We start from the raw sequence: 23873 nt of genomic DNA, 5'->3' as shown, positions 1-23873 counted from the left end.
ATAAAAAATCTAAAAGAGACAGGGCCATAGCGCGGATCCGTCAACCTATTTCACCAATTTATTTAACGGTATATAACCCGTAATACATTTACCATATATTAGCAATAACTATCTGTTTAAGAGTCAATATTCTCAGAAAAATTAATCATACTATGCACCATAACAACTTTCACCTGATCCGATTCATAGCCGCCGTCTTAGTGATTTATGGACATACCTATCCACTTATGGGACTGGGAAACCTAGATCATATTCAACTTTGGAGTGGAGGCCTCTTCCCTACGGCCCATATGGGCGTCTGCATCTTTTTTTCTATTAGTGGATACCTCATCGCCCAGTCGCTTCTAGGTTCCAGTACCCTGGTCCAATACAGTTGGAAACGATTCCTGCGCATCATGCCAGGCCTGATTGTGCTCGCCTTGTTTACAATCCTGCTAATAGGCCCCCTGGTTACTACCTTGTCGACCTCTGGCTATTTCCATAATCCAGACACCTACGCCTATATCCGCATCATCAAGTTATTCCCTGCCTATCCCGATCAGCTACCTGGTGTTTTCAAGGAGCTACCGCTTTCCTTAGTCAATGGCTCTTTATGGACCCTTGCCTAAGAAGTAACCTGTTATATACTGATTATGATTCTAATGGCGCTATTTAGGAAGTATATCGCCTATGCCGTTCTGGCTATATTTTTAGCCGCATGGGGAAGTTATTTACTATGGCACGAGTACCTCCTCAACAATCCTTCCCCTCTACGTTTCATACATTTGAATACTTTCGATATACTTAATTTCGGCCTTTATTTTTTGGTGGGGTCTTTACTTTACTTTTTCCGTAAACACCTGCCTCTAAAGGGCTCCATTGCCTTGCTATTATTCGGCGCCTTTATGATAAGCTATGGGTTGTCCTCTGGGCTGGGTTGGGTCCCCCTGATGGCCATCGGGTGGGTACGGTACATTTTTCTTCCCTATCTCATTATTTACCTAGGCATGCAGCCCAGTATTTGGAAAAGTTTTGATAAATTAGGAGACCTTTCCTACGGCTTGTATATTTATGCCTTCCCAGTACAGCAGGTATTGATAACATTCTTTTTGGCAAAGGGACTATCGGTAATGAGCATGTTTGGCCTGGCTTTGGCTTTGTTGTTACCTCTGGCCTGGTTGTCGTGGACTTTTATAGAAAAACCCAGTTTAAAACTAAAAAACAAGAAACTGTCTCTGAGTATGTTCTTACCTGCAAGCAAATCGATAAGAACACCCTTGCACTAAATATCTCTTATGAAAGTCGCTATTGAAGCAGCTGTTTACGTTTTACTCTTGTGCTTAGTCCTGCTAGGGTGCCGATCGGCCCCACCCGACTTCGAACCCATTATCAAGCCTGGCGGCGACGGTCAAGACACTTGTTTCTGCCAGAGTCAGATCGATTCGGTCACTTTTGTCAATATTCCGGTCAAATCCTTACCGAAACCCCAGTTTTCAGACACCTTAAGTGGCCAGGTGTATGCCACCAAAATTTCCCTTTTAGCCGATTCCTTACCCACCGAAACAAAGTTTGAACTGAGTATAGATCAGGGGAAAAATTGGACGGAATCCAACTGTTTTATCGTCAAAGACACGATGGAAGTCTGGGGCAGGCTGAAGTGCAAAGATATCGTTTCCCCTGTTAGCAAGGTAAGGGTCCATACCTTCTACGAACGGGTGTTTGTGGTGGGCAATAGCATTACGGGGCATGGAGTAGCCCCGGAGCTGGGCTGGTACGGGGACTGGGGTATGGCGGCATCGGCCAAAGAAATGGATTACCTCTCTCTGCTTACCAAACGCCTGAAGCTATTGAACCCAAAGGTAGAAATCCGCGTGAGCTACGATATAGGCTTCGAACGATCCTATAACAATTACGACTTTACCAAGCTCGATGACATCGCCGCCTGGAAGCCCGATTTACTCATTATGCGCATTGGAGAAAATACCAATATGAGCTACCTCAATCAATTCCAGGACAAATATGACCAATATATCCTGAAGGTGATCTCCCAGTCCGAGACCAAGGTCGTTTGTTCCACCACGTTCTGGCGCTCTACCATGGAGGCGACCTACCGAATCCGTAATATTGCGGGACTCAGGGTATATAAGGTAGCCGAGCTCGAACCATTGATGAACGATACACTCTATACGGCCAGGGGGTTGTTTAAGAACCAAGCCGTAGCCGACCACCCCGGCGACAAGGGCATGAGGGCCATCGCCGACATCATTATTGGGCAACTCTAAGCATACTGGTAAACTTTCGATCGCCGAATCTTGTTAGTGCCTATATCATTACCACATCTTTAACATTAAGAACTAAGTCATTGGAATTAGCAGAAATCGAAACACGAACGTCTTTACCCGTCATGGAGGCTTTTTATACCCTACAGGGCGAAGGACAACACAGCGGCAAAGCGGCCTATTTTATTCGTTTGGGTGGCTGTGATGTGGGTTGCCACTGGTGTGACGTCAAAGAATCGTGGGAGGCCGACAAGCACCCCTACACCAGCTTAGAAACCATCGTAAGCGGGGCAAAGCAATATCCTGGCCGCCTGGCGGTGGTTACGGGAGGAGAACCCCTGATGTACAACCTCGACGCCCTCACTGAAAAGCTACAGCAAGCAGGATTCCAAACCAATATAGAGACTTCGGGGGTATACCCCCTAACGGGCCATTGGGACTGGATCTGTTTTTCGCCCAAGAAATTCAAAGAGCCACATCCCGATATTTACCCAGCGGCCCATGAGCTAAAAGCCATTATTTATAACAAGAGCGACTTTGCCTTTGCCGAGGAACATGCCGCCAAAGTAGGCGCTCATTGCAGTCTTTTACTACAACCGGAGTGGAGCCGACAAGAAATGATGCTTCCGCTTATAATTGACTATATCAAAGACAATCCGAAATGGAAAATGTCGTTACAAACGCATAAGTACATGAATATACCCTGATGATTCGACTCGTATTCTGTTTGGCCATCTTTTTTTTAGCAAGCATGAGCGGGGGTTCTGCCCAGGAACTCCCGGGCAATAAGCGGGCTAGAGACCACTACCAAAAGGCACAAAAGGCCCTGCAGGCCCGACAGCTTCCTCTGGCGCGCGAACTATTCGAAAAGGTGCTCGAGCAGGAGCCCACGCATTACGACAGCCATCTACGCCTGGCGCAGATAGCCGAGCTGCAACGAAATGGGGTGCAAACAGAGCGTTATTATAGGGCCATGGTCAGGTTGCAACCCGACAACCCGCAGTCGGGGCCTGCGCTTCATTGGCTGGGACGAAATAAGTTTCAAAAGGAGGCTTACGACTCGGCACAATACTTCTTCGAAAAATCGAAAATTTTACTTCCAGAGAAGTCCAACTTATTGCTCGTAACCGACTTATATATTCAATCCTGCACCTTTGCCAGGCAGGCCTTGGCCCATCCACTAGCCATTGACAAAGTATCCCTTGGTGATACAGTCAACTTTCTGGAAACGCAATATTTCCCCGTACTCACGGGCGACAGTGAAACCCTGCTCTTTACGGGTCAAACCCGAGAAAGGGACGAAAACATATACCTCTCCAACCGCATCAACGGGCGCTGGCAACTCCCTCAACCCATTTCGGAGGCCATCAATTCCGCACAGAATGAGGGCACCTGCAGTATTTCGGCCGATGGCCGGACTCTCGTGTTTACAGCCTGCAACCGCCCCGACGGCTATGGCAGCTGCGACTTGTATATCAGTCATAAGAAAGGAGCCGCCTGGTCGACGCCCGTCAACCTCGGCGATATTATTAATAGCCGCTCTTGGGAGTCGCAGCCCTCCCTATCGGCCGACGGCCGTACCCTGTACTTCTCCTCGGACCGTAAAGAAGGGCAAGGCAAAAAAGATATCTGGTACACCGCCAGGGACGAGTCAGGATCGTGGACAGCACCTCGAAACGCCGGCTCTAGCATCAATACCATTATGGATGATGTTGCCCCTTTTATCCATGCCAACGGGCGCTCTCTATTTTTCTCTTCCGACGGCTATCCCGGGATGGGGGGCTTCGACTTGTACCAGTCCACACTTACAGACTCCCTCTGGTCCCAGCCGCTGAACTTGGGCTACCCCATCAACACCATCGGCGACCAGGTGGGCTTCTTCCTGAGCTCCGACGGCCTCCAGGCCTATTATACCGACGACGTAGCCGACCCCGGGAAATCCAAACTCTATACCTTCGCCCTTCCCGCCAATTTGCGAAATAAAATAACCCCTACCCGTTACGTAAAGGGAAAGCTACTCAACAAGAGCACCCAGGGTCCTATCGCTGCGGATATCACGCTATTCGACCTGAGTCGTCAAACGAAAGTAGGGGAATACCACTCTGACACACAAAACGGCCAGTTTTTGGCCGTTCTCAACCGCGACAGTGAATATGCCATGCACATCGAAAAGCCTGGTTTCCTATTTAAAAGCCTCACCTTCACCGTACAGGACTCGGTGTCGGTTATCAATCTAGAGATTCCACTGGAGCCCGTTGAAAAAGACAAAAAAGAGGTCCTCAATAATATATTCTTCAACTCAGGGTCGGTAGAACTCGGACAGCGTTCCAGAATAGAATTGCGAAGACTCACCCAATTCCTGACCGACAACCCTAAGTTACAAATAGAGATTTCGGGCCATACCGACAACACGGGTAACGATGCCACCAATAAGGCCCTGTCGCTGGAAAGGGCCAAGGCAGTTGTAGAATACCTAAAACAATCGGGAATAGCGCCTCAAAGGCTTTTTACCAAAGGTTATGGAAGCAGCAAACCTATTGCAGCAAATGATACGGAAGAAAATCGACAAAAAAATAGACGTATAGAATGGAGGATCCTGTAACGTACTTGCATAAAGTAGCTAAAAATTGCACTTTTGCATCGCAACTGACGTTCATTGAACTATACTCAGCGGAAAAACATAAATAAAACACCACTATGGTAGAAATTTTCCACAATTAAAATATCATTTCAAAGAACGAGACTATTGAATTATCATGGAAATCGAAAAAATTGATTGCTTGATCATCGGATCAGGACCAGCCGGATATACGGCCGCTATTTATGCTTCCAGGGCAGGACTTAACCCAGTAATGTACCAGGGAATCCAACCTGGAGGACAATTGACCATTACTACAGAAGTTGACAATTACCCCGGCTATCCCGACGGAATTACCGGTCCCGAAATGATGCAAAATTTCGAGGCACAGGCCAAGCGTTTCGGAACCGATGTACGCTACGGCATGGTAACCTCAGTCGACTTTACTGGCTTTCCGCATAAGGTGGTGGTAGATGGTCAAAAAGAAATTGAAGCCAAAACGGTGATCGTCTCCACGGGTGCCTCCGCCAAATGGCTCGGCCTGGAGTCCGAACAACGCCTCAATGGCAAAGGAGTTTCTGCCTGTGCCGTTTGCGATGGTTTTTTCTTCCGTAACCAAGATGTGGTGATTGTAGGAGCGGGCGACACCGCCGCCGAAGAAGCCAGCTACCTCGCCAAGCTTTGCCGCAAGGTATATTTGCTAGTGCGCCGCGACGAAATGCGTGCCTCTAAGATCATGCAAAAACGCGTGGAAACCTTGCCTAATATAGAAATATTATGGAACACCGAAACGGTGGAAGTCCTTGGCGAGGAGGCCGTAGAAGGTGTAAAAGTACGTAATAACGTTTCGGGTGAAGAAACTGTCCTAGAAGCTACAGGATTCTTCGTAGCCATAGGCCATAAGCCCAACACCGACATTTTTAGTGGATACCTCGATATGGATGCCACCGGGTATATCCAGACCGTAAAAGGAACCTCCCTTACGAACGTCAAAGGAGTGTTTGCCTGCGGAGATGCCCAGGATAATATCTACCGCCAGGCCGTCACTGCCGCCGGGTCAGGATGTATGGCTGCTTTGGATGCCGAGCGCTTTTTGGCAGCTCTTGAAGTAGAACATGAAATTATTCAAACCGCTTAAACCGGGTTACTCACGATAAAAAACTTAAACCTATCCCTTTTCACGAACAAACGGGGATAGGTTTCCCTATTTTATGAAAAAAACGATTTTCGTAGGGGTATTGACCTTATCGAGCTTACTATGCTGGAACCTACAGGCCCAGGAAAGAGGCAAGTTTAAGAACAACCCTAAAATAAACCAAACTGGTAGCAACCAGCAGGAAGGACCTACTACCAAAGCGGTACCGCAGGTAGAAGATGAATACAAAACAGTAACCTCTGGCTTACGTTTTCAGAATCAGTTTGAACCCATCAAGCCTCTAAACCCAGTGGTAAGTGAAGATACCGTTACCTTGGACGAAGGAGAACCCGAGGTGGTAGAGATGGTGGACTCCCTACTCGTAGCCGACGACTGGGTGAAGGCGGCAGAATACTATGCCATTTGGGATCCAAGGGTCATCAACCCTTATGGCCTGAGCCCCTTGGATTTCGATGAGCCTGTAGAGCTAACCCTCTATAATGAATCCATTAATCAGCTGTGGAGTACTCCCATGGAGAGGACCCCTACTACCTCACAATTTGGCTACCGATGGGGACGCTGGCATAATGGCACCGACCTGGACCTTGACACAGGCGACTCCGTGCGCTCTACCTACGACGGCATGGTGCGCATCGTGGCGTATGATGGAAGTGGATACGGAAGGTTTATTTTAGTCCGGCATTATAACGGACTAGAAACCCTGTACGGTCACCTCTCCCGCCAACTGGTGGAGTCGGGACAGACCGTAAAGGCTGGGGAGGTAATCGGGCTGGGTGGTAGCACGGGTAGAAGTACCGGCTCCCACCTGCATTATGAAAACCGCTATGAAGGCAATCCCTTCGACCCCCGGAATCTCTTCGACTGGCCTAACCGTCAGATTCGTTCCGACCATTTTACGTTGACACCCGAAGTATGGAACCACCTCAGGGGGAAATCCAGCAAAAGCGAGTTTGAATCGGGTGATGCTCCCGCCGCTTACAACCGTTCTATCCTTTACCGGGTACGGTCTGGAGACACCCTGTCGTCTATTGCTAGCAAATATGGCACTACGGCATCGGCTTTGGCCAGGAAAAACCGTATTTCTACCCGGTCTACGTTGAGAATCGGACAAAAATTGAGGGTTAAATAACTTCCCTACCCACATTTGTAAACGACTATGAAATTAGACATATTGGCCATTATGGCTCACCCCGACGACGTGGAACTATGCTGCGCGGGCACCCTCTTGAACCAACTGGCCTTGGGCAAAAAAGTAGGGATCGTAGACCTTACCAGAGGAGAACTGGGAACCAGAGGCACGCCCGAAGGACGCCTGGAAGAAGGGCGCCAAGCGGCTAAAATTCTCAATGTTTCGGTACGGAAAAACGTAGGCCTACGCGATGGCTTCTTTGCCAATACCGAGGAGCAACAGAAAAAAATTATCCCCTACATCCGTAAATACCAGCCCGATATCATTATTACCAATGCCATCGACGACCGCCACCCCGACCACGGCCGTGGAGGGCGAATAGTGGCCGATAGCGCATTTTATTCGGGACTGCGGATGGTCGAGACTTTCGATGAGAACGGCCTGCCCCAATCGGCCTGGCGCCCTCGCAATGTGTTTCATGCCATCCAGGACCGACACATTAAGCCCGACTTCGTCATCGATATTACGGCGGTTCATGACCAAAAGCTAGCGGCAATCCGTGCCTTTAAAAGCCAATTTTTCGACCCCAACTACGACGCCAGCAGCAATGAGCCTCAAAGTTATATTTCCTCTCCGGAATTTCTAGAGTTTATCATTGCCCGCGCCAAAGAAATGGGCCATGCCATCGGCGTGCCATACGGAGAAGGCTTTACCTCCGCGAGGATGCTAGGCCTTCAGGACATCAGCCTGTTTCAATAGAAGTGAAGTCGTTGCAAATTGCGAAAGCACAGGCAACGACTTCACTTTTTTTTAGGAACCTCAAAACCTTTTAGCCCGTTTATCCGTATAGATTATAACATCAACTTGATATGCTATGAAGGGAATGATAAAAACGGGTCTGCTCGTGCTAGGAACATTGATAGTCCAGCTAGGCTATGGCCAGGTCGTCAACAAAACAGAATCTTATAAAAAAACGAATGCGGAGTGGAGTAAAATTCTCTCCCCTGAAGTGTATGAAGTAGCCCGACTTAAAGGTACCGAAAGACCAGGGTCCAGCGCCTTTGAGCACTCCAAGGAAGTGGGCACTTATTATTGCGCAGTATGTGGCAATGCCCTATTCAAAAGCGACACCAAGTTCGATAGCGGATGCGGATGGCCTAGTTTCTATGAGCCTTTAAGCAAAAAGTCCATTGTATACCATACCGATAAAAGTCATGGAATGGTACGAACAGAGGTAGTTTGTGGCCGCTGCGACTCCCATTTGGGGCATGTGTTTAAGGACGGCCCACCTCCCACTGGCCTACGGTATTGCATCAACGGCGTGGTGCTCGATTTTGCCAAAGCCCAAACGGCCGAAAAGAAATACAACAAACAACAAACTGCCAAATCGGGTAGTTAGTCATTCAAGGGTCGCTGTAATAGCGGCCCTTTTTTATTCTGACCGGCTCCGGTCAAGGTGACGGGAGTTTCCCGAGCAGTATCCCTATCTGAACGCCAAAGGCCAGGCTAGGGTCTACCGTGACTTCACCCTCAGAGCCACCCGAGGTCCACCACCAGTCGCCAAAGGCATAGCGGGGATCGACCGTCACACCCGGTGTGAGGACCCGATACTTCGGTGAACGAAGCCCAAAGCCCGTGGTAAGGTCCAGGGTCGTTCGGTTTTTAAAATAGAACTGCCACCCCAGTTTTACATGCAAGGCCGTCACGTTCTTCTGAAAATGCACATTCTGCTGCACCACAGGGTAACAGTTCCCATAAGTACAGGGCGACACCTCCCTCAGTTCCCACTTCCTAACATTTTTGAACATATATTCTCCTGCCAAATACATCCGAGCTATTGGTTTGGAGATGAGGTAAAATCGAAGTTGACTACGGAACTTCCAGGTTTGCTTATTGGACAGGAAATCGTCGCCTTGAGACCAAATATTAAACCGACCGTGACCATACCCTACCTCCTGCTGAAAGGACATCCGGTTAGTGGTTTTAGATAAGGGTACTTCTATTCCTAGTTGTAAGGTATTATCATAATCGAAAAGTGAAAGCGGCGCCACCTTTATAATGGCCCGCCTTTGGGCTAGGGTAGCATAGTCCTGACCTACCGCTAGCTGGGCGATTAACAATAGGCTGAAAACATTTTTTAGTAGGTTCATCACGTAATAATATTAAGTACATGTTAAGAAATCATTAAGTTTTCTTCGCATTCGCCACCTGCCTATACCATTCAATAAGTTTTGCTATAACTTTCTGACCGCCACTCATCATTTACTTAAATTTAACCATAATTTAGGGATAAATAACATATACTCTTCGTAAAATGAAAAAGCCCTTCAAAATTATTTTGTCGTTTTTTGGCTTCGTGCTCCTAGCTATCCTCGGAGCCTTGGCCTACGTCACTTGGCTGCTCCCCAATACCGGCCCCGCACCAGAGCTTACCATAGAACTCACCCCCAAGCGGATACAAAGAGGCGCCTATTTGGCTAATCATGTTACCGTATGTGTGGATTGCCACAGCACCCGTGACTGGTCCCGCTTTGCCGGCCCTATCGTCCCCGGATCTATTGGCGGCGGAGGAGAAAAGTTTGGAACGGAGATGGGTTTCCCAGGCGATTTTTATTCGAAAAATATCACCCCGCATGCCCTTTTCAAATGGACAGATGGAGAGCTATACCGAGCCATTACTACTGGAGTAAGTAAAGATGGCTCGGCTTTGTTTCCGGTAATGCCCTATCAAAGTTATGGGCAAATGGATCCTGAAGACATTTATTCCATTATCGCCTATCTCCGACAGCTTCCATCCTCTACCAACGTACCTCCCGCTTCCAAGCCCGCATTTCCGGTTAATATACTCATTAACACCATGCCGGTTAGGTCTCAGGCGCAGATGCTCCCCGTAGCAGACGACGAGCTAGCCTATGGACAATACCTGATCAACGCCGCTAGTTGTGTAGATTGCCACAGCCAGGTAGACAAAGGAACTCCTATTCCTGGAACGGAGTACGGCGGAGGTATGGCCTTCCCTATGCCAGGTGGCATCGTGCGTTCCGCAAACCTTACCCCCGACGTCGAAACGGGACTTGGCCAATGGACCGAAGCCATGTTCGTCAATCGTTTTAAGATGTATGCCGATAGTGCCTATTCGCCGCCCAAAGTGGCTCCCGGCGACTTAAACACCCCCATGCCCTGGAATATGTACGCAGGCATGACCGATACCGACCTCAAGGCCATCTATGCCTACCTACGCTCCTTGAAACCCATACATCATAAGGTGGACAAATACACAAAACTATAAGACCCCTGACACACCCTGTGCATGTAGCCCTAAGGCGTCGAGCATGCGTTGAAACTCTGGCTGAACATCGGTGGTGATCCTGATCGCCTCCGATGTACCAGGGGGTGTCAGCTCCAAACTTTGGGCATGAAGCAGCATGGTATTCATTTGAAAATACTCCAGAAAGAAACGATTTTGCTTGTTGCAGCCATGGGGTCTATCGCCTATTATCGGGTGAAAAATATGGGCCATATGCTTGCGCAATTGATGCATGCGGCCAGTAGTGGGGCATAAGGCTACCAACGAATACCTGGAGGTGGCATGCTTACCCTGGGCTATCGGCAGCTCGGCCCTCGATAAGGTATGTAGCACCGTAAAGGCATCTTGCAGGGGACCGTCTTCTTTTTTTAGGGGATAATCTATTTCCAGATAGTCGGGAGTATAGCCTCGTACAATGGCCAAATAGCGCTTACTCACCGCTCCTTGTGCAAAGAGCTGCTGCACCTGGCTATTGGTCGTGGCATCGAGGGCGAAAAGTAAAACCCCGGCGGTCTTCCGATCGAGACGATGAACGGGAAACACCCGTCGGTCGAGTTGCTCCCTGAGTAGCTGTACGGCAAATTCCTGGGCATCGGCCGCTATCGGACTGCGGTGTACGAGCAAGCCATGGGGCTTATTGATGGCCACTAAACGGTGGTCCTGGTAACAGATTTCAAGCTTCATCGAAATTATATACTCCTTTCTTATTTCTCTATACTCGCCTTAAAACGAATTCTAAATCTGATTATAGACCATAGTACCAAATATAACACGGCCAATAGGGCGCCAATCTCCAGACTAAGCAACAAGGCCGTCCGGTCCATCAGACTATCGACAAGGCTTTGCATGATCTTATGAGGATCATGTAGGATGTCCCAGCTGTTCATACGCCTTACCCGACCCAAATATACCCCATATCCCGCCAGAGGGAAGCTCCCTAGCAACAGAAGCCAGCTGACCCGGCTGTGATACACCCTTTTCCATGAACTATGTATCCAATATAAGGATACCAATCCATTAAATAGGCTCACCTCAGCATAGGTAAACAACATGATATTGTCGTGCCAAGTGAGGTCGCGCTGAAAATCGACGACCAGATGCGACAAATCGGTGATCATATAGGGCGCATTCGGAAAAAATGCCAACCAAAAAACGCTTAATACGGCCAATAACAACCGGCCCTGTCGAAAATGAATGGAAATATTATTGGCCAAAAAAGCAACAATAAGGGGAATCCAACTCAGGAATAAGTTCCAGTCCATGGAAAAATCCACAGGGGCGTTGTACAGGATACGCACCAAATGAAAACAAACGGCCACCAGACTTAAGCCTAGTAATAACAAGAGCGTATAGATACCCTCTAAGGAAATAATAGGTGGTTCCGAAACACTTAACCGGTAATTTCGGAACCACTTAAAAATATTTTCTATTGGATTCATTGATATTCTTCAGAAACGTTGAAAATGAAAGACTAAAGCGTACTGGAATAATCCTATTCCTCGCACGACTCTACCCTTCTCTCCTACGGCTCTTGCAAATACCGTTCCAGTTCAATTTAGGAAGCCGAATTGGTCGGGGTTGACGACGGAGCCTTCGCGGCGCTCTTCGACCTAGGCTTTTTCCTACGGAAAGGCTTTTTGGAGCCTGCATTTCCTTGTCCTTCTGCGGAAGGTCCCTTCCTAGGCCCCCGATCCCGGTGGCCTCCTCCCCCCGAGCTACGGCGGGCATTGAAGACTGGGGAGCTACCCAATCCCAATTCCTCGGGGATGGTGCGTTTCTCCACTTCCTTTTCGAAAAGTCGTTCTATTTTCAGGACATATTTCTGATCCGCCTCATTGATAAAAGTAATAGCGGTTCCTTTAGACGCTGCCCTGGCCGTACGCCCGATCCGGTGTACGTAATCCTCTGGGTCGCGGGGTACGTCATAATTGACCACATGGCTCAAATTATCGATATCGATACCCCGGGATAGCACATCGGTGGCTACCAACACAGGGAATTCCCGGTTTTTAAACGATCGCAACACCTGTTCGCGTTCGCCTTGGTCCGAATCCGACGAGATTCCATTGGCTTTAAGGCCCAGTTTTCGCAATGCCCTTACAATAGGTTCTACGGTATTCTTCCTGGAGGTGAACAATACCATACTCGTATCGGACACTTGGGTGAGTAAATGCGACAATAACGGCAATTTTTGGTTATCGCCTGCCATATAAAACTGCTGGTCGATACGCTCTGCCGGCCTCGACACGGCCAGCCTCACCTCCTGGGGGTCATTCAAAATTCGCTTAGCCAGATCGCCTATTTTATGCGGCATGGTGGCCGAAAACATCAGCGTTTGCTTTGGCGAGGGCAAGAAGCTCATGATTTTCATGATATCGCCCAAAAATCCCATGTCCAGCATCCGATCCGCCTCATCCAACACCAGGTGTTTGATCTGATCGAACTTGACGTATCCTAACTGCAAATGGGCGATAAGCCTGCCCGGTGTGGCAATAATAATGTCGGCCCCCTGCGACAGGGCCTTCTTTTGCTGGTCCCATTCGGGCCCTTTATTCCCTCCATATACGGCAATACTGGTGGCGCCTACAAAATACCCTAGCCCCTGAATCTGCTGGTCGATCTGAACGGCCAATTCGCGGGTAGGCACCAATATAAGCGCAGCCGTATGTTGATGAGGCTCATGGGCCACCTTGTCCAAAATAGGAATTAGATAGGCGGCAGTCTTTCCCGTGCCGGTTTGGGCACAGGCCAATAGGTCTCCTCCTTTAAGTATGATAGGAATGGCTTGCTCCTGAATAGGGGTCGCCGCTTGGTAGTTCATAGAATCCACGGCGTTAAGCACGTCTTCGTGGAGTTCAAATTCATTAAAATTCAAAATTCAGCTTTTTTTATTCAAAGTACCCGTATCACAGGCCTTTGACGATGATTAAACAAACAGCTGACTTTGATGTCCTAGTCAGCAAACCGCTCGATTTACCTCAAAGATAATAGGTAGAAGCTTAGAAAAAAAGGTCGCCTTATCGGATGAACCAGTGACAACGCCATTACCAGCTCCTTTACAAGAGCCTCACTTTAATGTCTTTGAAGTAGACAATGCTTTTGGGATCGTGGGCCTGTAAAGCGAAAGTCCCGCTCTTTATCACACGATGGATGGTATCTTCAGGGCGCTTGTCTACGTCCTTCTCCTCATAGTCTACCACCGTCACTCCGTTAATCTTGACGATAATATGCGTGCCCTCCACGCGGATATACTCGGTGTACCACTCGTTGTCGCGGGCATAGTTCTCCTTTATATCCACCACATTATAGAGGCTTCCCGTACGTTTCCAGTCGGTATGCGAATTGTTGACCTGCACCTCATAACCTAGCTGAGGCCAGCTAGCCTCCTGATAAGTGGTATGAAAATAGATCCCCGAATTGGAACCCGGCAAGGTCATGACGGTGGCTTGAAACTCAAAATTTTCGAAATTATGAGTTTCTATTTCACCCATATAAAAAAGATGGGCTTTAGGACCCGCTACTTTGATACGGCCATCCGACACCGAGAAGGAAGCGGCGTTCTCGCCCACTTGCCAACCCGAAAGATCTTTACCGTTAAATAAATATTTCCAACCATCTTGTGCCTGTACCTTATATTCAACCCCAAATAGAAGCAAGGCACCTAAACTGATTAAACATATGAGTTGTTTCATTAAATTTTAGGTTTAAACGATGATTAATTTTCAATAATCAGAAGGGACATCATACGTTATTCCTACTCTTATTAAAAACATATATTGCAAGTTCAACTAAAAAAAACACCATAATGGCTCATTATCCCCCTCCAGCTGACATGGCTCTTCCACCTGCACAGGCCATCAAATAAGCTCGATTCGTCATTTAATCAAAATTTAATAAGTAATCCGTAGCCCAATGTAAACATACTTCCGTATTCGGTAATAAAGCTGATAACATTTATAAGATATCGCCCTATATTTAAAGGAAGTAACTATAGAAATATATCGAGACAAAAGATAGAATATTTAACGATATGTTAAAGTTTAATTCACTTGACTGTTATACAAAAAACCATATATTGAATTTGTTCATTCTACTAGTAAAATAATTCAACTTATTTTTAATATTTTTTTTTAAGAAACAATATTTGGTTTGATCTGTAATATTTTATCCTAAATTTGCAAAAACCACTAAAATTCCAAATTTCGGAGTAAATTCAATTACTGTTTCACCCTCAACAGAGAATTTCTAAATCCGAGAATAATTATGTTTAACTGGATATACAAAAAATCGAAAGAAACACAATTAGACCTGAGCCATATCGGAATAGACCTTCACTCCCATCTAATACCTGGGATAGATGATGGTGTAGAAACAATAGAAGAAGCTCTAGAAATGATTAGGTTTTTTCAAAGTCTTGGATACCAAGAACTGTACACGACACCTCATATTATATGGGACTGTTACCGTAATACTCCTGAAATTATTCGATCGGGACTGGAAGAAGTTCGTTCGGCTGCTAGGGCCGAAGACCTCCAGATACGCATAAATGCAGCCGCCGAATATTTCATCGATGAGCACTTTATGGATCTGTTGCTGACGGGACAAGAAATGCTCACCCTCCCCGGCAACCGACTCCTTGTAGAGCTGCCCTACTCCACCCCACTACTCAATACCGCCCAAACCCTTTTTACCATCATAGAAAAAGGCTACAAACCCGTTTTAGCCCACCCTGAAAGGTATACGTATTATTATTCTGACCCCAGCATTTACCAACAATTATGCGCCCAAGGTTGCGAATTACAAGTAAACGCCCTTTCACTAGGACCCTATTATGGTGAAAATGTTCAAAAAATGGCCACCTGGTTACTTAAAAACAATCTTATCACTTTTTTGGGGTCTGACGCGCACAAGATCCAACATTTACAACAAATAGGCCTGAAAAACAAGCAGAAATGGTTAAGGGAATATCCGTTCAAAAATGAAAAACTTCTGCATGTTTAAGTGTTAAATATAGAATATCTGCTACATTTGTACCGTAAGATCAACAGATAATTTTCTATTGTAAATATATAAATAGTTACCAAGGTCTATTCGAAAGAGATAGACAAAAGGCTAAAAACCACTAGATTTCACGAATTATTGGCAATAATAACGATTTCACTATTGTACCACCTTACTACCGCAGCGCATACATGCATATGATTACGAAAACCAAAGGGAAGAAACATTTGATACTCCTAGTACTTCCCATCCTGATCGGAATGGCCGGATCCTTTACTTCCTGTGTATCCCCTAAGTCGATTGTATATTTCCAAGGTGACACCCTGAAGTATAAGGTCGATTCCATTACTCAGGCCTATGTACCTACCATCCAACCCAACGATATCCTGACCATCGTGGTGGGGAGCCTAAGCCCCGAATCGAATGAGATGTTTAATGCCGCCGCCGGTATCACCACCCCCATTGCCAATTATTCGACTACGGGAGGAGGAGCAAGATTACAACCCCTGGGCTATCTGGTTCATGCCGACGGAAGTATAGAAATGCCCCTTTTAGGCAAAATATATATCCAGGGACTAAAAACGGAACAGGCTTCCGAACTGATCCGCACCAAGCTCAAGGACTACCTTAAAGAGCCCTCGGTCATCGTTCGGAACGTCAACTTTAAAGTATCGGTGCTGGGAGAAGTAAAATCGCCCTCCATTCATGTGATTCCCGAAGAGAAAATCACCCTGCCTCAAGTACTTAGCTTAGCGGGCGATTTGACCATTTATGGGAACCGGACCAACGTCTTGGTAATAAGGGAAGAAAACGGCACCCGCGAATATGCGCGCCTGGACCTTACCAGCCGTGAAGTCTTTAATTCCCCCTATTATTACCTTCATAAAAACGATATCGTCTATGTGGAACCAGTAGAGGCCAAAATGCTGGAATCGGATTACCGAGCCCGCCGATTGCCCCTATTCGCCAGTGTGGTGGCGGCCGTCAGCACCCTCACCATTTTGGTCCTTAATTTCGTAAAATAATCCCTATTAAGCCGCTCATTTACTCAACGGATATGAAAGATTACAATAACCATATGCTTCAGAATGACTTTGTAGAGGAAGAGGAGCAGGAATTTAACCTGCAACAATATATCCGCCGCTACTTTAGATACTGGTACCTGTTCCCCATTTTTGTGGCCCTTACCCTTACAGCCGCTTTTTTCTATTTAAAAACTACGCAACCCGTCTATAGCACGAAGACTACCATGCTGATCAAGGACGAGCAAAAGGGGATTAGTGGGGCTCAAGGGGATATGCTATCGGAACTCAGCAATCAGTTTGGTGGAAATAAACTGGTAGAAAATGAAATAGAGATCCTCAAATCTCAGAACTTGATGGAGCAGGTAATTAAGGAACTTGCCCTCGACGTATCCTATACCACCAAACAAGGTCTTCGGACGGTCAATATATATGGGGACAGCCCTGTAATAGTCACCCCAGAGGTGATCACCGAATATGGCTATGAAGAAGATATGACTATAGAGTTAGCCGACAGCAGCCATTTCCGACTCAACGGCTCCGACGAACTTTATCCATTCGGCAAAAGATTGACCAACGCCTGGGGGGCCTTTATCGTCAAAAGAGGAGAGCCTACCTCCAATCAAGAGGCTACCATCCATTTTGCTCAAGCCAAAAGTGTTGCTGAAAGTATGCTCTCTAGGTTAAGCGTTCAGCAACCTAATGTAAAAAGTACGGTGGTGGAACTTACCTATGAAGATGTAAACGTGCAACGCGGAAGGGACGTGCTCAATAAGCTCCTAGACGTATACGTAAGGTCCGCTTTGGCCGACAAAAATAGCGAGGCCAGCAACACCCTCAAGTTTATTGAGACTCGACTGGGGCTGATCACTGGCGAATTGGGTGACGTAGAAAAGGATGTCGAAACCTATAAAACCAGCAAGGGCCTTACCGACATCAGCGCCGAATCGGAGCTTTTCCTTGAAAATATCAAGGAAAACGACGCCAAGCTCAACGAGGTCAATACCCAGATCAACATCCTTCAAAGTGTAGATAACTATATCAAAAATGCCGGAGCCGGAGCCGTAGCCCCGGCCACCTATATGATCAACGACCCGGTACTGGTATCCTTGCTCACCAAATTCAATGAACTGGAGCTACAAAGGGAACAATATGCCCGGACTACCACCGCCAACAACCCCTTCCTCGAGACCATCAACACCCAGCTGGCTAGCGTGCGCCAGTCGATCCGCGAGAACGTACAAAACCTGCGCCGGGGTATGGACGTTACCAAGCAGAACTTGGAGTCGATCAATAGCCGTTTCTCCGCAGGCCTGCGCAGCATCCCCCAAAAGGAAAGGGAATATGTGGGCATCAAACGCCAACAAACTATTAAAGAAAACCTTTACTTGTATCTGTTGCAAAAGAGGGAGGAAACGGCCCTAGCCTATGCCTCCACGGTTACTGATAGCCGGCTTATCGACGCGCCCATTTCAAGCTACAAGCCAATAAAACCAAAGAAATCAATGATTTGGCTTGGGGGACTAGTAGCTGGATTCGCCATTCCCCTGCTCATCATCAATCTAATCTTCCTTATCAATAATACCGTTCAGGATCGTGAGGACATAGAAAAACGAACCCATGCCTCTATCCTAGGGGAGATCGGCCTGATGAAGACTGGCAAAGACGGCCCAGCGGCCGACTCCATTATCAAGATGACCAGCCGCAGCGCCGTAGCCGAACAGTTTAGAGCCCTACGGACCAACCTGCAGTACCTGGGTGATGGCAGCTGCCGCACCATCATGTTTACCTCCTCGGTAGGAGGTGAAGGAAAAAGCTTTGTCAGTATCAACCTGGCCGCTAGTTTGGCCTTCTCCGACAAAAGAGTCGTTCTCCTAGGGCTCGACTTGCGGAAACCTTCCCTTCAGGATCGCCTGGAGGTAGGCAATACCAAGGGGATCTCCAACTATCTGATTGGACAGAGTAACCTATCGTCGCTTATCCAGTCGACCAATGTGCACCCTAAGTTCGATGTAATCACCAGCGGCCCCCTGCCTCCTAACCCTTCGGAGCTACTGACCAACGGGCGATTGCCTAAAATGATCGCCGAGCTTCAGGAACAATACGATTATGTGCTGATCGACTCCCCTCCATACGGTCTGGTGACCGACGCCGCCCTGATTGGCGAGTTCGTCGATGCCTCCCTGTATGTGGTACGTTTTAATTATACCCTACTCGACCACCTCAAGCGAATTGGACAATTGTACAAAACCAAAAGGTTTAAAAACATGAGCATCGTCTATAATGGGGTCAATTATGGCGCCGGTTATGGGTACGGTTATGGTTATGGGGGCTATGGGTACGGTTATTATACCGAAGACCAGGTGGCGGCCAAGACCAACCCCTTTAATATGAATAGAATAAAAAAATTGATTGGGAAGGGCTGATAATCAAGGATATAAACTATACGAAATTGTTTTTTATATAGTACTATACAAATACCTTTGAAGACTTTGCAAATAAATTAAGCCAATAAGTAGAAATACATAATTTTTTAACTCGATAAAATTTGTAGAGTAATAAAAATATCCTAAATTCGAGCTTGTATTTTGAACTATAACAAGAATTTGACATTAGCTAAGCGAATCCTGACATTCAGGATTCAAGATAAATTAAGGATGTTCGATTTTACTCAACGTTATTACTAAAATAGCCCAGGCTATTCGCAGAACAAAAAAAGGTTTTAAAGATCTTTACGATTTTACTCAACGTTATGAAGAAACATTTTTTAAGCCATCCATTCGTTTTTCGAGTCCAGCCTTGGGGTATTTTAGCCTTCCCTTATTAAGGAGGCGAACTCCTCAGTAGGTTTAAACTTCAGCGCTTGCTGAAAGGGTCAGTTCCGATCACTTAAAATAAAACGAATGAAAATTGCAGTAGTAGGAACCGGATACGTAGGACTCGTAACCGGAACATGTTTTGCCGAAACCGGAAACCAGGTTACCTGTGTAGACATTGACGAAAAGAAAGTCGCACGTTTACAACAGGGAGAGATTCCGATTTATGAACCAGGGCTTGACGTACTTTTCGACCGGAACATTGCCGAAGGACGCCTGAACTTCACCACCAGCTTGGTAGAGGGGATCCAAGGTGCGGAGGTTATTTTCCTAGCACTGCCCACCCCTCCTGGAGAAGACGGATCGGCCGACCTCAAATACATTTTGGGGGTGGCTAAGGACCTAGGACCTATCCTAAGCCAATATGCGGTAATCATCGACAAGAGCACCGTCCCGGTAGGTACCGCCGAGAAGGTACGGGAGGCCATTGCCGCCGCGGCACAAGTAGACTTCGACGTGGTTTCCAACCCCGAATTCCTACGAGAGGGCGTCGCAGTAGAAGACTTTATGAAGCCCGACCGGGTGGTAGTGGGTACTCAGTCAGAAAAAGCCAAAAAAGTAATGGAGAAGCTTTATGCTCCTTTGGTTCGCCAGGGTAACCCCGTTATTTTTATGGACGAGCGCTCCGCGGAGATGACCAAATATGCGGCCAACTCCTTTTTAGCACTTAAAATTACCTTTATGAACGAAATCGCCAACCTTTGCGAAAAGGTAGGCGCCAACGTCGACGATATACGCCGGGGCATTGGGACAGACAGCCGCATTGGCAAGCGCTTCCTCTTCGCCGGTATTGGCTACGGGGGTAGCTGTTTCCCCAAGGATGTACAGGCCTTGGCCAAAACCTCTATCGATTACGGCTACGACTTCCGTACCCTTACTTCGGTAATGGCCGTCAACCAGGATCAGAAAAAAAGATTGATTCCTTTGGTTGAGTCGTATTTCGAGGGCAACCTTCAGGGCAAGACCATCGCCGTATGGGGATTGGCCTTTAAGCCTTATACCGACGATATCCGGGAAGCTCCTGCCTTAGAAAACATCAAGGCCCTACTAGAAGCGGGTGCCACCGTGACCGTCTACGATCCCGAGGCCATGGACAATGTGAAGCGACTCCTCCCCGACCTTACCTATTGTCATACGGCCTATGCCGCTCTCGACGATGCCGATGCACTCATGATCTTTACCGAATGGCCACAGTTCCGCACCCCCGACTTCGACAAAATGGGCAAATTGCTTAAAAACAAAGTCGTTTTCGATGGCCGGAACCTATACGAATTGCCAACCATGAAAGAACAAGGATTTACCTATTATAGCATCGGAAGGGAAACAGTGGAAAGTTGATAGGAATTAGGCTGTTAGGCGGTTAGGTTATTAGGTCTTAGGTTATTAGGTCTTGGGTCTTGGGTTAAAGGTCTAAGGTTAAAGGTTAAAGGTCAAAGGTTAAAGGTCAAAGCGGCGAGTCGCATAGGTAAGCTGACAGACTGATCACGCAGAGCGTGACAGGTCTCGCCGAAGCCTGTCACCCTGAGCCAGTCGAAGGGCAGCCGAAGCCTGTCACCCTGAGCCTGTCGAAGGGCAGCCGAAGCCTGTCACCCTGAGCTGCTGGCTGATCACGCAGAGCGTGACAGGTCTCGTCGAAGCCTGGTAGGCTCGTAGGCTGAGCGGAGTCGAAGCCGAAGGCTGTCACCCTGAGCCTGTCGAAGGGCTGTCGAAGGGTAGCCGAAGCCTGTCACCCTGAGCTGCTGGCTGATCACGCAGAGCGTGACAGGTCTCGTCGAAGCCTGTCACCCTGAGCCTGTCGAAGGGCTGTCGAAGGGCAGTCGAAGCCTGCCAATCGATTTATACGATAATAAAGCTATAAGCTTAAAGCCTATGGCCTAAAACATAAACAATAAAGCATATAAAAAAATGTCCAAAACCATCCATGTAATACTTTCTGGAGGAGTTGGCAGTCGGCTATGGCCGGTGTCGCGCAAGTCGATGCCCAAACAGTACATCCCTATGTTCGGGGATAAGTCCCTGTTTCAACTCACTGCCGAACGCAACAGAACCCTGGCCGATCGTACTTTGGTGGTGGGCAATAAGGACAATTATCTACTATCGCAGTCCGACCTTATGCGGGCGGGAATCGGTGAGTATACCGAAATAGTAGAAGCGGCCCCTCGCAATACCGCGGCCGCCATTGCCTTTGCCGCCTTAGCCGCAGCTCCAGACGACCTGTTGCTGGTGACGCCCTCCGACCATATCATCACCAACGAAGCCGCCTATGCTGCCTCCATTGCCGAGGCCCTGCAATTGGCCTCCGATGGATATCTGGTAACCTTTGGCATCGCCCCCACCAAGCCCGAAACAGGCTATGGGTATATAGAGAGCCAGGGCCATGAGGTTTTAGGGTTTAGGGAAAAACCAGACCTGGCCACGGCACAGTTGTTTCTGGAACAGGGCAACTTCCTCTGGAATAGTGGAATGTTCTGCTTTCAGGCCCAAACTTTTTTGGACGAGCTCGCAAAGTTTGAACCCGACATCCTGGCCAAATCCCGAGTATGCTATGCCGCTGGCGTCGATGGCCTCCTGCCCGAAAGCCAGACCATGGAAATTCCTTCCAAGAGTATCGATTACGCCGTAATGGAGCGGTCTAAAAAAATAAAAGTAGTTAAAACCAGCTTTGGCTGGTCCGACCTGGGTTCCTTTGAGTCGATCTGGGAACATTGGGAAAATAACGGGGAGAAACAACATTTTGTCAGCAACAACTGTGTGGTGGGCTCCAAAAAACACGTGGAGTTTATAGGAGTGGAAAACCTGGTGCTCGTAGAAACCGACGACGCCATCCTAGTCCTCTCCAAAAACGACTCCCAAGAAGTTAAAAAGGTGTTTGAAAGACTAGAAAAAGAAAAACCGGAATTGGTTAATTAGGGGTTAGGTTTTAGGGGTTGGGTTTTAGGGATTAGGGCGTTAATTGTTAAATGTTAAATGTTAAATGTTAAATGTTAAAAAGGTCCGTCGCACGATTAAGCTGTTAGGCTGTCACCCTGAGCCTGTCGAAGGGTAGTCAATGTACAGTCGAAACCTGGTAGGCTGTCACCCTGAGCCTGTCGAAGGGTAGTCAATGTACAGTCGAAGCCTGGTAGGCTGTCACCCTGAGCCTGTCGAAGGGTAGTCAACCTACAGTCGAAGCCTGTTAGGCTGTCACCCTGAGCCTGTCGAAGGGTAGTCAATGTACAGTCGAAGCCTGTTAGGCTGTCACCCTGAGCTGCTGGCTGAGCGGAGTCGAAGCCCTGTCGAAGGGTAGTCAATGTACAGTCGAAGCCTGATAGGCTGTCACCCTGAGCCTGTCGAAGGGTAGTCAACCTACAGTCGAAGCCTGATAGGCTGTCACCCTGAGCCTGTCGAAGGGTAGTCAACCTACAGTCGAAACCTGATAGGCTGTCACCCTGAGCCTGTCGAAGGGTAGTCAACGTACAGTCGAAGGGTAGCCTAATTACCTAAAAATAAAACGATTATAACTTAAATCCAACGCAATCCTAACACCAAACACCTAACACCTAACACCTAGTACCTCCCGTAAAAAAAACGCATATAAAAATGAAAAAGGACTCGAAAATATACATAGCAGGACACCGAGGCATGGTGGGATCGGCCATCAGGCGGGCCTTGGAGCAACGGGGCTATACCCACCTCGTCTTTAGGAGCTCCTCCGAACTCGACCTACGCAACCAACAGGCTGTGGCCGACTTTTTTGCTAGCGAACGGCCCGACTATGTATTCCTGGCCGCTGCCAAAGTGGGAGGCATCGTAGCCAATAACACCTATAGGGCCGACTTTATCTATGAAAACTTGATGATAGAGGCCAATATCATTCATCAGGCTTATGTTACGGGCGTCACCAAACTGATGTTTCTAGGCTCGTCCTGCATCTATCCTAAGTTGGCTCCCCAGCCCTTGCAAGAGACCTCCCTGCTTACCGGCCCCTTAGAGCCTACCAATGAGCCCTATGCTATCGCCAAGATTGCCGGCATCAAACTTTGTGAGGCCTACCGCGACCAATATAACTGTAACTTTATCAGCGTAATGCCCACCAACCTCTATGGTTATGGGGACAATTACGACCTCAACAACTCCCATGTCCTCCCCGCCCTGATCCGCAAGTTTCACGAGGCCAAGGAAAGCAATAGCCCCAGCGTGCAAGCCTGGGGAACGGGGTCGCCCAAAAGAGAGTTTCTCTTCGCCGACGATCTCGCCGAGGCCTGCCTTTTCTTAATGGAAAATTATAACGGTCGTGAGCTAATCAATATAGGAACAGGAGAAGACCTGTCCATTAAGGAGCTCACCGAACTAGTGGCCGAGACGGTAGGCTTTACGGGCACCATTGACTGGGATACCAGTAAGCCCGACGGCACCCCTCGCAAACTGATGGACGTAGCCAACCTGCACGGCCTGGGATGGAGCCACCGCATCGAGTTAAAAGAAGGAGTGGCCCTAGCCTATCAGGACTTTTTAAAACACCAGACCGAATACTCGGCATAAACCCAACCCTAATAACGAAATCAGA

Annotated in this window: 22 protein-coding genes; 16 read left to right on the top strand and 6 right to left on the bottom strand. The window is 47.8% G+C overall.

What is annotated here, in order from left to right; all coding sequences use genetic code 11:
- Positions 1 to 152: 152 nt before the first annotated feature.
- The 9 genes from CLV98_RS18970 to msrB all read left to right on the top strand — a co-directional run bounded on the left by CLV98_RS18970 (position 153) and on the right by msrB (position 8520).
- Positions 153 to 608 (top strand): acyltransferase family protein, encoded by a 456-nt coding sequence (locus tag CLV98_RS18970; protein ID WP_109676899.1) that lies wholly within the window; start codon positions 153 to 155, stop codon positions 606 to 608.
- A 24-nt stretch (positions 609 to 632) separates the two neighbouring features.
- A complete protein-coding gene (locus CLV98_RS18965; protein WP_158281290.1) occupies positions 633 to 1265 on the top strand; it encodes an acyltransferase in 633 nt (210 codons plus the stop codon).
- Positions 1266 to 1274: 9 nt separating this feature from the next.
- Entirely contained in the window at positions 1275 to 2261 is a 987-nt protein-coding gene (locus tag CLV98_RS18960; RefSeq protein WP_109676895.1) for an SGNH/GDSL hydrolase family protein, read from the top strand.
- Between the two features lie 122 nt (positions 2262 to 2383).
- On the top strand, positions 2384 to 2965 hold the full coding sequence (locus tag CLV98_RS18955) for a 7-carboxy-7-deazaguanine synthase QueE (RefSeq protein WP_109676893.1): 582 nt from the start codon (positions 2384 to 2386) through the stop codon (positions 2963 to 2965).
- A complete protein-coding gene (locus CLV98_RS18950; RefSeq protein WP_109676891.1) occupies positions 2965 to 4860 on the top strand; it encodes an OmpA family protein in 1896 nt (631 codons plus the stop codon). Before CLV98_RS18955 ends, CLV98_RS18950 begins: the two co-directional genes overlap by 1 nt.
- Before the next feature lie 154 nt (positions 4861 to 5014).
- A complete protein-coding gene (gene trxB, locus CLV98_RS18945) occupies positions 5015 to 5974 on the top strand; it encodes a thioredoxin-disulfide reductase (RefSeq protein ID WP_109676888.1) in 960 nt (319 codons plus the stop codon).
- A gap of 73 nt (positions 5975 to 6047) precedes the next feature.
- Positions 6048 to 7121, top strand: coding sequence for a M23 family metallopeptidase (locus CLV98_RS18940; RefSeq protein ID WP_109676886.1), 1074 nt, complete (start codon positions 6048 to 6050; stop codon positions 7119 to 7121).
- Positions 7122 to 7148: 27 nt separating this feature from the next.
- Positions 7149 to 7880, top strand: a complete 732-nt coding sequence (gene bshB1 / locus CLV98_RS18935) for a bacillithiol biosynthesis deacetylase BshB1 (protein WP_109676885.1) — start codon at positions 7149 to 7151, stop codon at positions 7878 to 7880.
- A 115-nt stretch (positions 7881 to 7995) separates the two neighbouring features.
- The gene (gene msrB, locus CLV98_RS18930) at positions 7996 to 8520 is read left to right on the top strand and encodes a peptide-methionine (R)-S-oxide reductase MsrB (RefSeq protein WP_109676883.1); all 525 of its coding nucleotides are present in this window, start codon (positions 7996 to 7998) and stop codon (positions 8518 to 8520) included.
- A gap of 52 nt (positions 8521 to 8572) precedes the next feature.
- Here msrB and CLV98_RS18925 read toward each other — a convergent pair whose 3' ends face one another.
- A complete protein-coding gene (locus CLV98_RS18925) occupies positions 8573 to 9271 on the bottom strand; it encodes a DUF3575 domain-containing protein (protein ID WP_109676881.1) in 699 nt (232 codons plus the stop codon).
- A 164-nt stretch (positions 9272 to 9435) separates the two neighbouring features.
- On the opposite strand from CLV98_RS18925, the gene CLV98_RS18920 reads away from it, so the two are divergent.
- A complete protein-coding gene (locus tag CLV98_RS18920) occupies positions 9436 to 10410 on the top strand; it encodes a c-type cytochrome (protein ID WP_109676879.1) in 975 nt (324 codons plus the stop codon).
- Here CLV98_RS18920 and CLV98_RS18915 read toward each other — a convergent pair.
- The 4 genes from CLV98_RS18915 to CLV98_RS18900 all read right to left on the bottom strand — a co-directional run bounded on the left by CLV98_RS18915 (position 10405) and on the right by CLV98_RS18900 (position 14120).
- The gene (locus CLV98_RS18915; protein ID WP_109676877.1) at positions 10405 to 11112 is read right to left on the bottom strand and encodes a pseudouridine synthase; all 708 of its coding nucleotides are present in this window, start codon (positions 11110 to 11112) and stop codon (positions 10405 to 10407) included. The genes CLV98_RS18920 and CLV98_RS18915 overlap by 6 nt on opposite strands.
- A 20-nt stretch (positions 11113 to 11132) precedes the next feature.
- Positions 11133 to 11867 (bottom strand): DUF1361 domain-containing protein, encoded by a 735-nt coding sequence (locus tag CLV98_RS18910; RefSeq protein WP_109676875.1) that lies wholly within the window; start codon positions 11865 to 11867, stop codon positions 11133 to 11135.
- A gap of 116 nt (positions 11868 to 11983) precedes the next feature.
- Positions 11984 to 13249, bottom strand: a complete 1266-nt coding sequence (locus CLV98_RS18905; RefSeq protein WP_170120689.1) for a DEAD/DEAH box helicase — start codon at positions 13247 to 13249, stop codon at positions 11984 to 11986.
- Between the two features lie 235 nt (positions 13250 to 13484).
- On the bottom strand, positions 13485 to 14120 hold the full coding sequence (locus CLV98_RS18900; RefSeq protein WP_109676871.1) for a 3-keto-disaccharide hydrolase: 636 nt from the start codon (positions 14118 to 14120) through the stop codon (positions 13485 to 13487).
- A gap of 571 nt (positions 14121 to 14691) precedes the next feature.
- Between CLV98_RS18900 and CLV98_RS18895 the strand changes: the two genes are divergently transcribed.
- From CLV98_RS18895 to CLV98_RS18875, 5 genes are all read left to right on the top strand, one after another.
- Positions 14692 to 15429 carry a tyrosine-protein phosphatase gene (locus CLV98_RS18895; RefSeq protein WP_109676869.1) on the top strand — a complete coding sequence of 246 codons (738 nt, stop codon included), beginning with the start codon at positions 14692 to 14694 and terminating at the stop codon, positions 15427 to 15429.
- Between the two features lie 197 nt (positions 15430 to 15626).
- A complete protein-coding gene (locus tag CLV98_RS18890; RefSeq protein ID WP_109676926.1) occupies positions 15627 to 16454 on the top strand; it encodes a polysaccharide biosynthesis/export family protein in 828 nt (275 codons plus the stop codon).
- A gap of 32 nt (positions 16455 to 16486) precedes the next feature.
- The gene (locus CLV98_RS18885) at positions 16487 to 18877 is read left to right on the top strand and encodes a GumC family protein (RefSeq protein WP_109676867.1); all 2391 of its coding nucleotides are present in this window, start codon (positions 16487 to 16489) and stop codon (positions 18875 to 18877) included.
- A gap of 477 nt (positions 18878 to 19354) precedes the next feature.
- On the top strand, positions 19355 to 20665 hold the full coding sequence (locus tag CLV98_RS18880) for a UDP-glucose dehydrogenase family protein (protein ID WP_109676865.1): 1311 nt from the start codon (positions 19355 to 19357) through the stop codon (positions 20663 to 20665).
- Between the two features lie 567 nt (positions 20666 to 21232).
- Entirely contained in the window at positions 21233 to 22237 is a 1005-nt protein-coding gene (locus tag CLV98_RS18875; protein WP_109676863.1) for a mannose-1-phosphate guanylyltransferase, read from the top strand.
- 95 nt (positions 22238 to 22332) lie between these two features.
- Here the strand turns inward: CLV98_RS18875 and CLV98_RS18870 are convergent, their stop codons facing one another.
- Positions 22333 to 22779: a hypothetical protein gene (locus CLV98_RS18870; protein ID WP_146202308.1), complete on the bottom strand. Its 447-nt coding sequence runs from the start codon at positions 22777 to 22779 to the stop codon at positions 22333 to 22335.
- A 127-nt stretch (positions 22780 to 22906) separates the two neighbouring features.
- Here CLV98_RS18870 and fcl point away from each other — a divergent pair, with 127 nt between their 5' ends.
- Positions 22907 to 23848, top strand: coding sequence for a GDP-L-fucose synthase (fcl, locus tag CLV98_RS18865; RefSeq protein WP_109676859.1), 942 nt, complete (start codon positions 22907 to 22909; stop codon positions 23846 to 23848).
- The last annotated feature ends 25 nt before the right edge of the window (positions 23849 to 23873 follow it).

Origin of the sequence: Dyadobacter jejuensis (genome assembly GCF_003149085.1) — a bacterium.
Classification (GTDB): domain Bacteria; phylum Bacteroidota; class Bacteroidia; order Cytophagales; family Spirosomataceae; genus Dyadobacter; species Dyadobacter jejuensis.
This window is presented reverse-complemented; position numbering and strand designations above follow the sequence as displayed.

Bases quoted from the DNA above. Each gene is read 5' to 3' on its own strand.
- bshB1 (WP_109676885.1), top strand. From the start codon at position 7,149: ATGAAATTAGACATATTGGCCATTATGGCTCACCCCGACGACGTGGAA.
- CLV98_RS18955 (WP_109676893.1), top strand. From the start codon at position 2,384: ATGGAGGCTTTTTATACCCTACAGGGCGAAGGACAACACAGCGGCAAA.
- CLV98_RS18940 (WP_109676886.1), top strand. From the start codon at position 6,048: ATGAAAAAAACGATTTTCGTAGGGGTATTGACCTTATCGAGCTTACTA.
- CLV98_RS18880 (WP_109676865.1), top strand. From the start codon at position 19,355: ATGAAAATTGCAGTAGTAGGAACCGGATACGTAGGACTCGTAACCGGA.
- CLV98_RS18950 (WP_109676891.1), top strand. From the start codon at position 2,965: ATGATTCGACTCGTATTCTGTTTGGCCATCTTTTTTTTAGCAAGCATG.
- CLV98_RS18915 (WP_109676877.1), bottom strand. From the start codon at position 11,112: ATGAAGCTTGAAATCTGTTACCAGGACCACCGTTTAGTGGCCATCAAT.
- trxB (WP_109676888.1), top strand. From the start codon at position 5,015: ATGGAAATCGAAAAAATTGATTGCTTGATCATCGGATCAGGACCAGCC.
- CLV98_RS18920 (WP_109676879.1), top strand. From the start codon at position 9,436: ATGAAAAAGCCCTTCAAAATTATTTTGTCGTTTTTTGGCTTCGTGCTC.
- CLV98_RS18905 (WP_170120689.1), bottom strand. From the start codon at position 13,249: ATGAACTACCAAGCGGCGACCCCTATTCAGGAGCAAGCCATTCCTATC.
- CLV98_RS18895 (WP_109676869.1), top strand. From the start codon at position 14,692: ATGTTTAACTGGATATACAAAAAATCGAAAGAAACACAATTAGACCTG.
- CLV98_RS18910 (WP_109676875.1), bottom strand. From the start codon at position 11,867: ATGAATCCAATAGAAAATATTTTTAAGTGGTTCCGAAATTACCGGTTA.
- CLV98_RS18875 (WP_109676863.1), top strand. From the start codon at position 21,233: ATGTCCAAAACCATCCATGTAATACTTTCTGGAGGAGTTGGCAGTCGG.
- CLV98_RS18925 (WP_109676881.1), bottom strand. From the start codon at position 9,271: ATGAACCTACTAAAAAATGTTTTCAGCCTATTGTTAATCGCCCAGCTA.
- msrB (WP_109676883.1), top strand. From the start codon at position 7,996: ATGAAGGGAATGATAAAAACGGGTCTGCTCGTGCTAGGAACATTGATA.
- CLV98_RS18890 (WP_109676926.1), top strand. From the start codon at position 15,627: ATGATTACGAAAACCAAAGGGAAGAAACATTTGATACTCCTAGTACTT.
- CLV98_RS18900 (WP_109676871.1), bottom strand. From the start codon at position 14,120: ATGAAACAACTCATATGTTTAATCAGTTTAGGTGCCTTGCTTCTATTT.
- CLV98_RS18970 (WP_109676899.1), top strand. From the start codon at position 153: ATGCACCATAACAACTTTCACCTGATCCGATTCATAGCCGCCGTCTTA.
- CLV98_RS18965 (WP_158281290.1), top strand. From the start codon at position 633: ATGATTCTAATGGCGCTATTTAGGAAGTATATCGCCTATGCCGTTCTG.
- CLV98_RS18960 (WP_109676895.1), top strand. From the start codon at position 1,275: ATGAAAGTCGCTATTGAAGCAGCTGTTTACGTTTTACTCTTGTGCTTA.
- fcl (WP_109676859.1), top strand. From the start codon at position 22,907: ATGAAAAAGGACTCGAAAATATACATAGCAGGACACCGAGGCATGGTG.
- CLV98_RS18885 (WP_109676867.1), top strand. From the start codon at position 16,487: ATGAAAGATTACAATAACCATATGCTTCAGAATGACTTTGTAGAGGAA.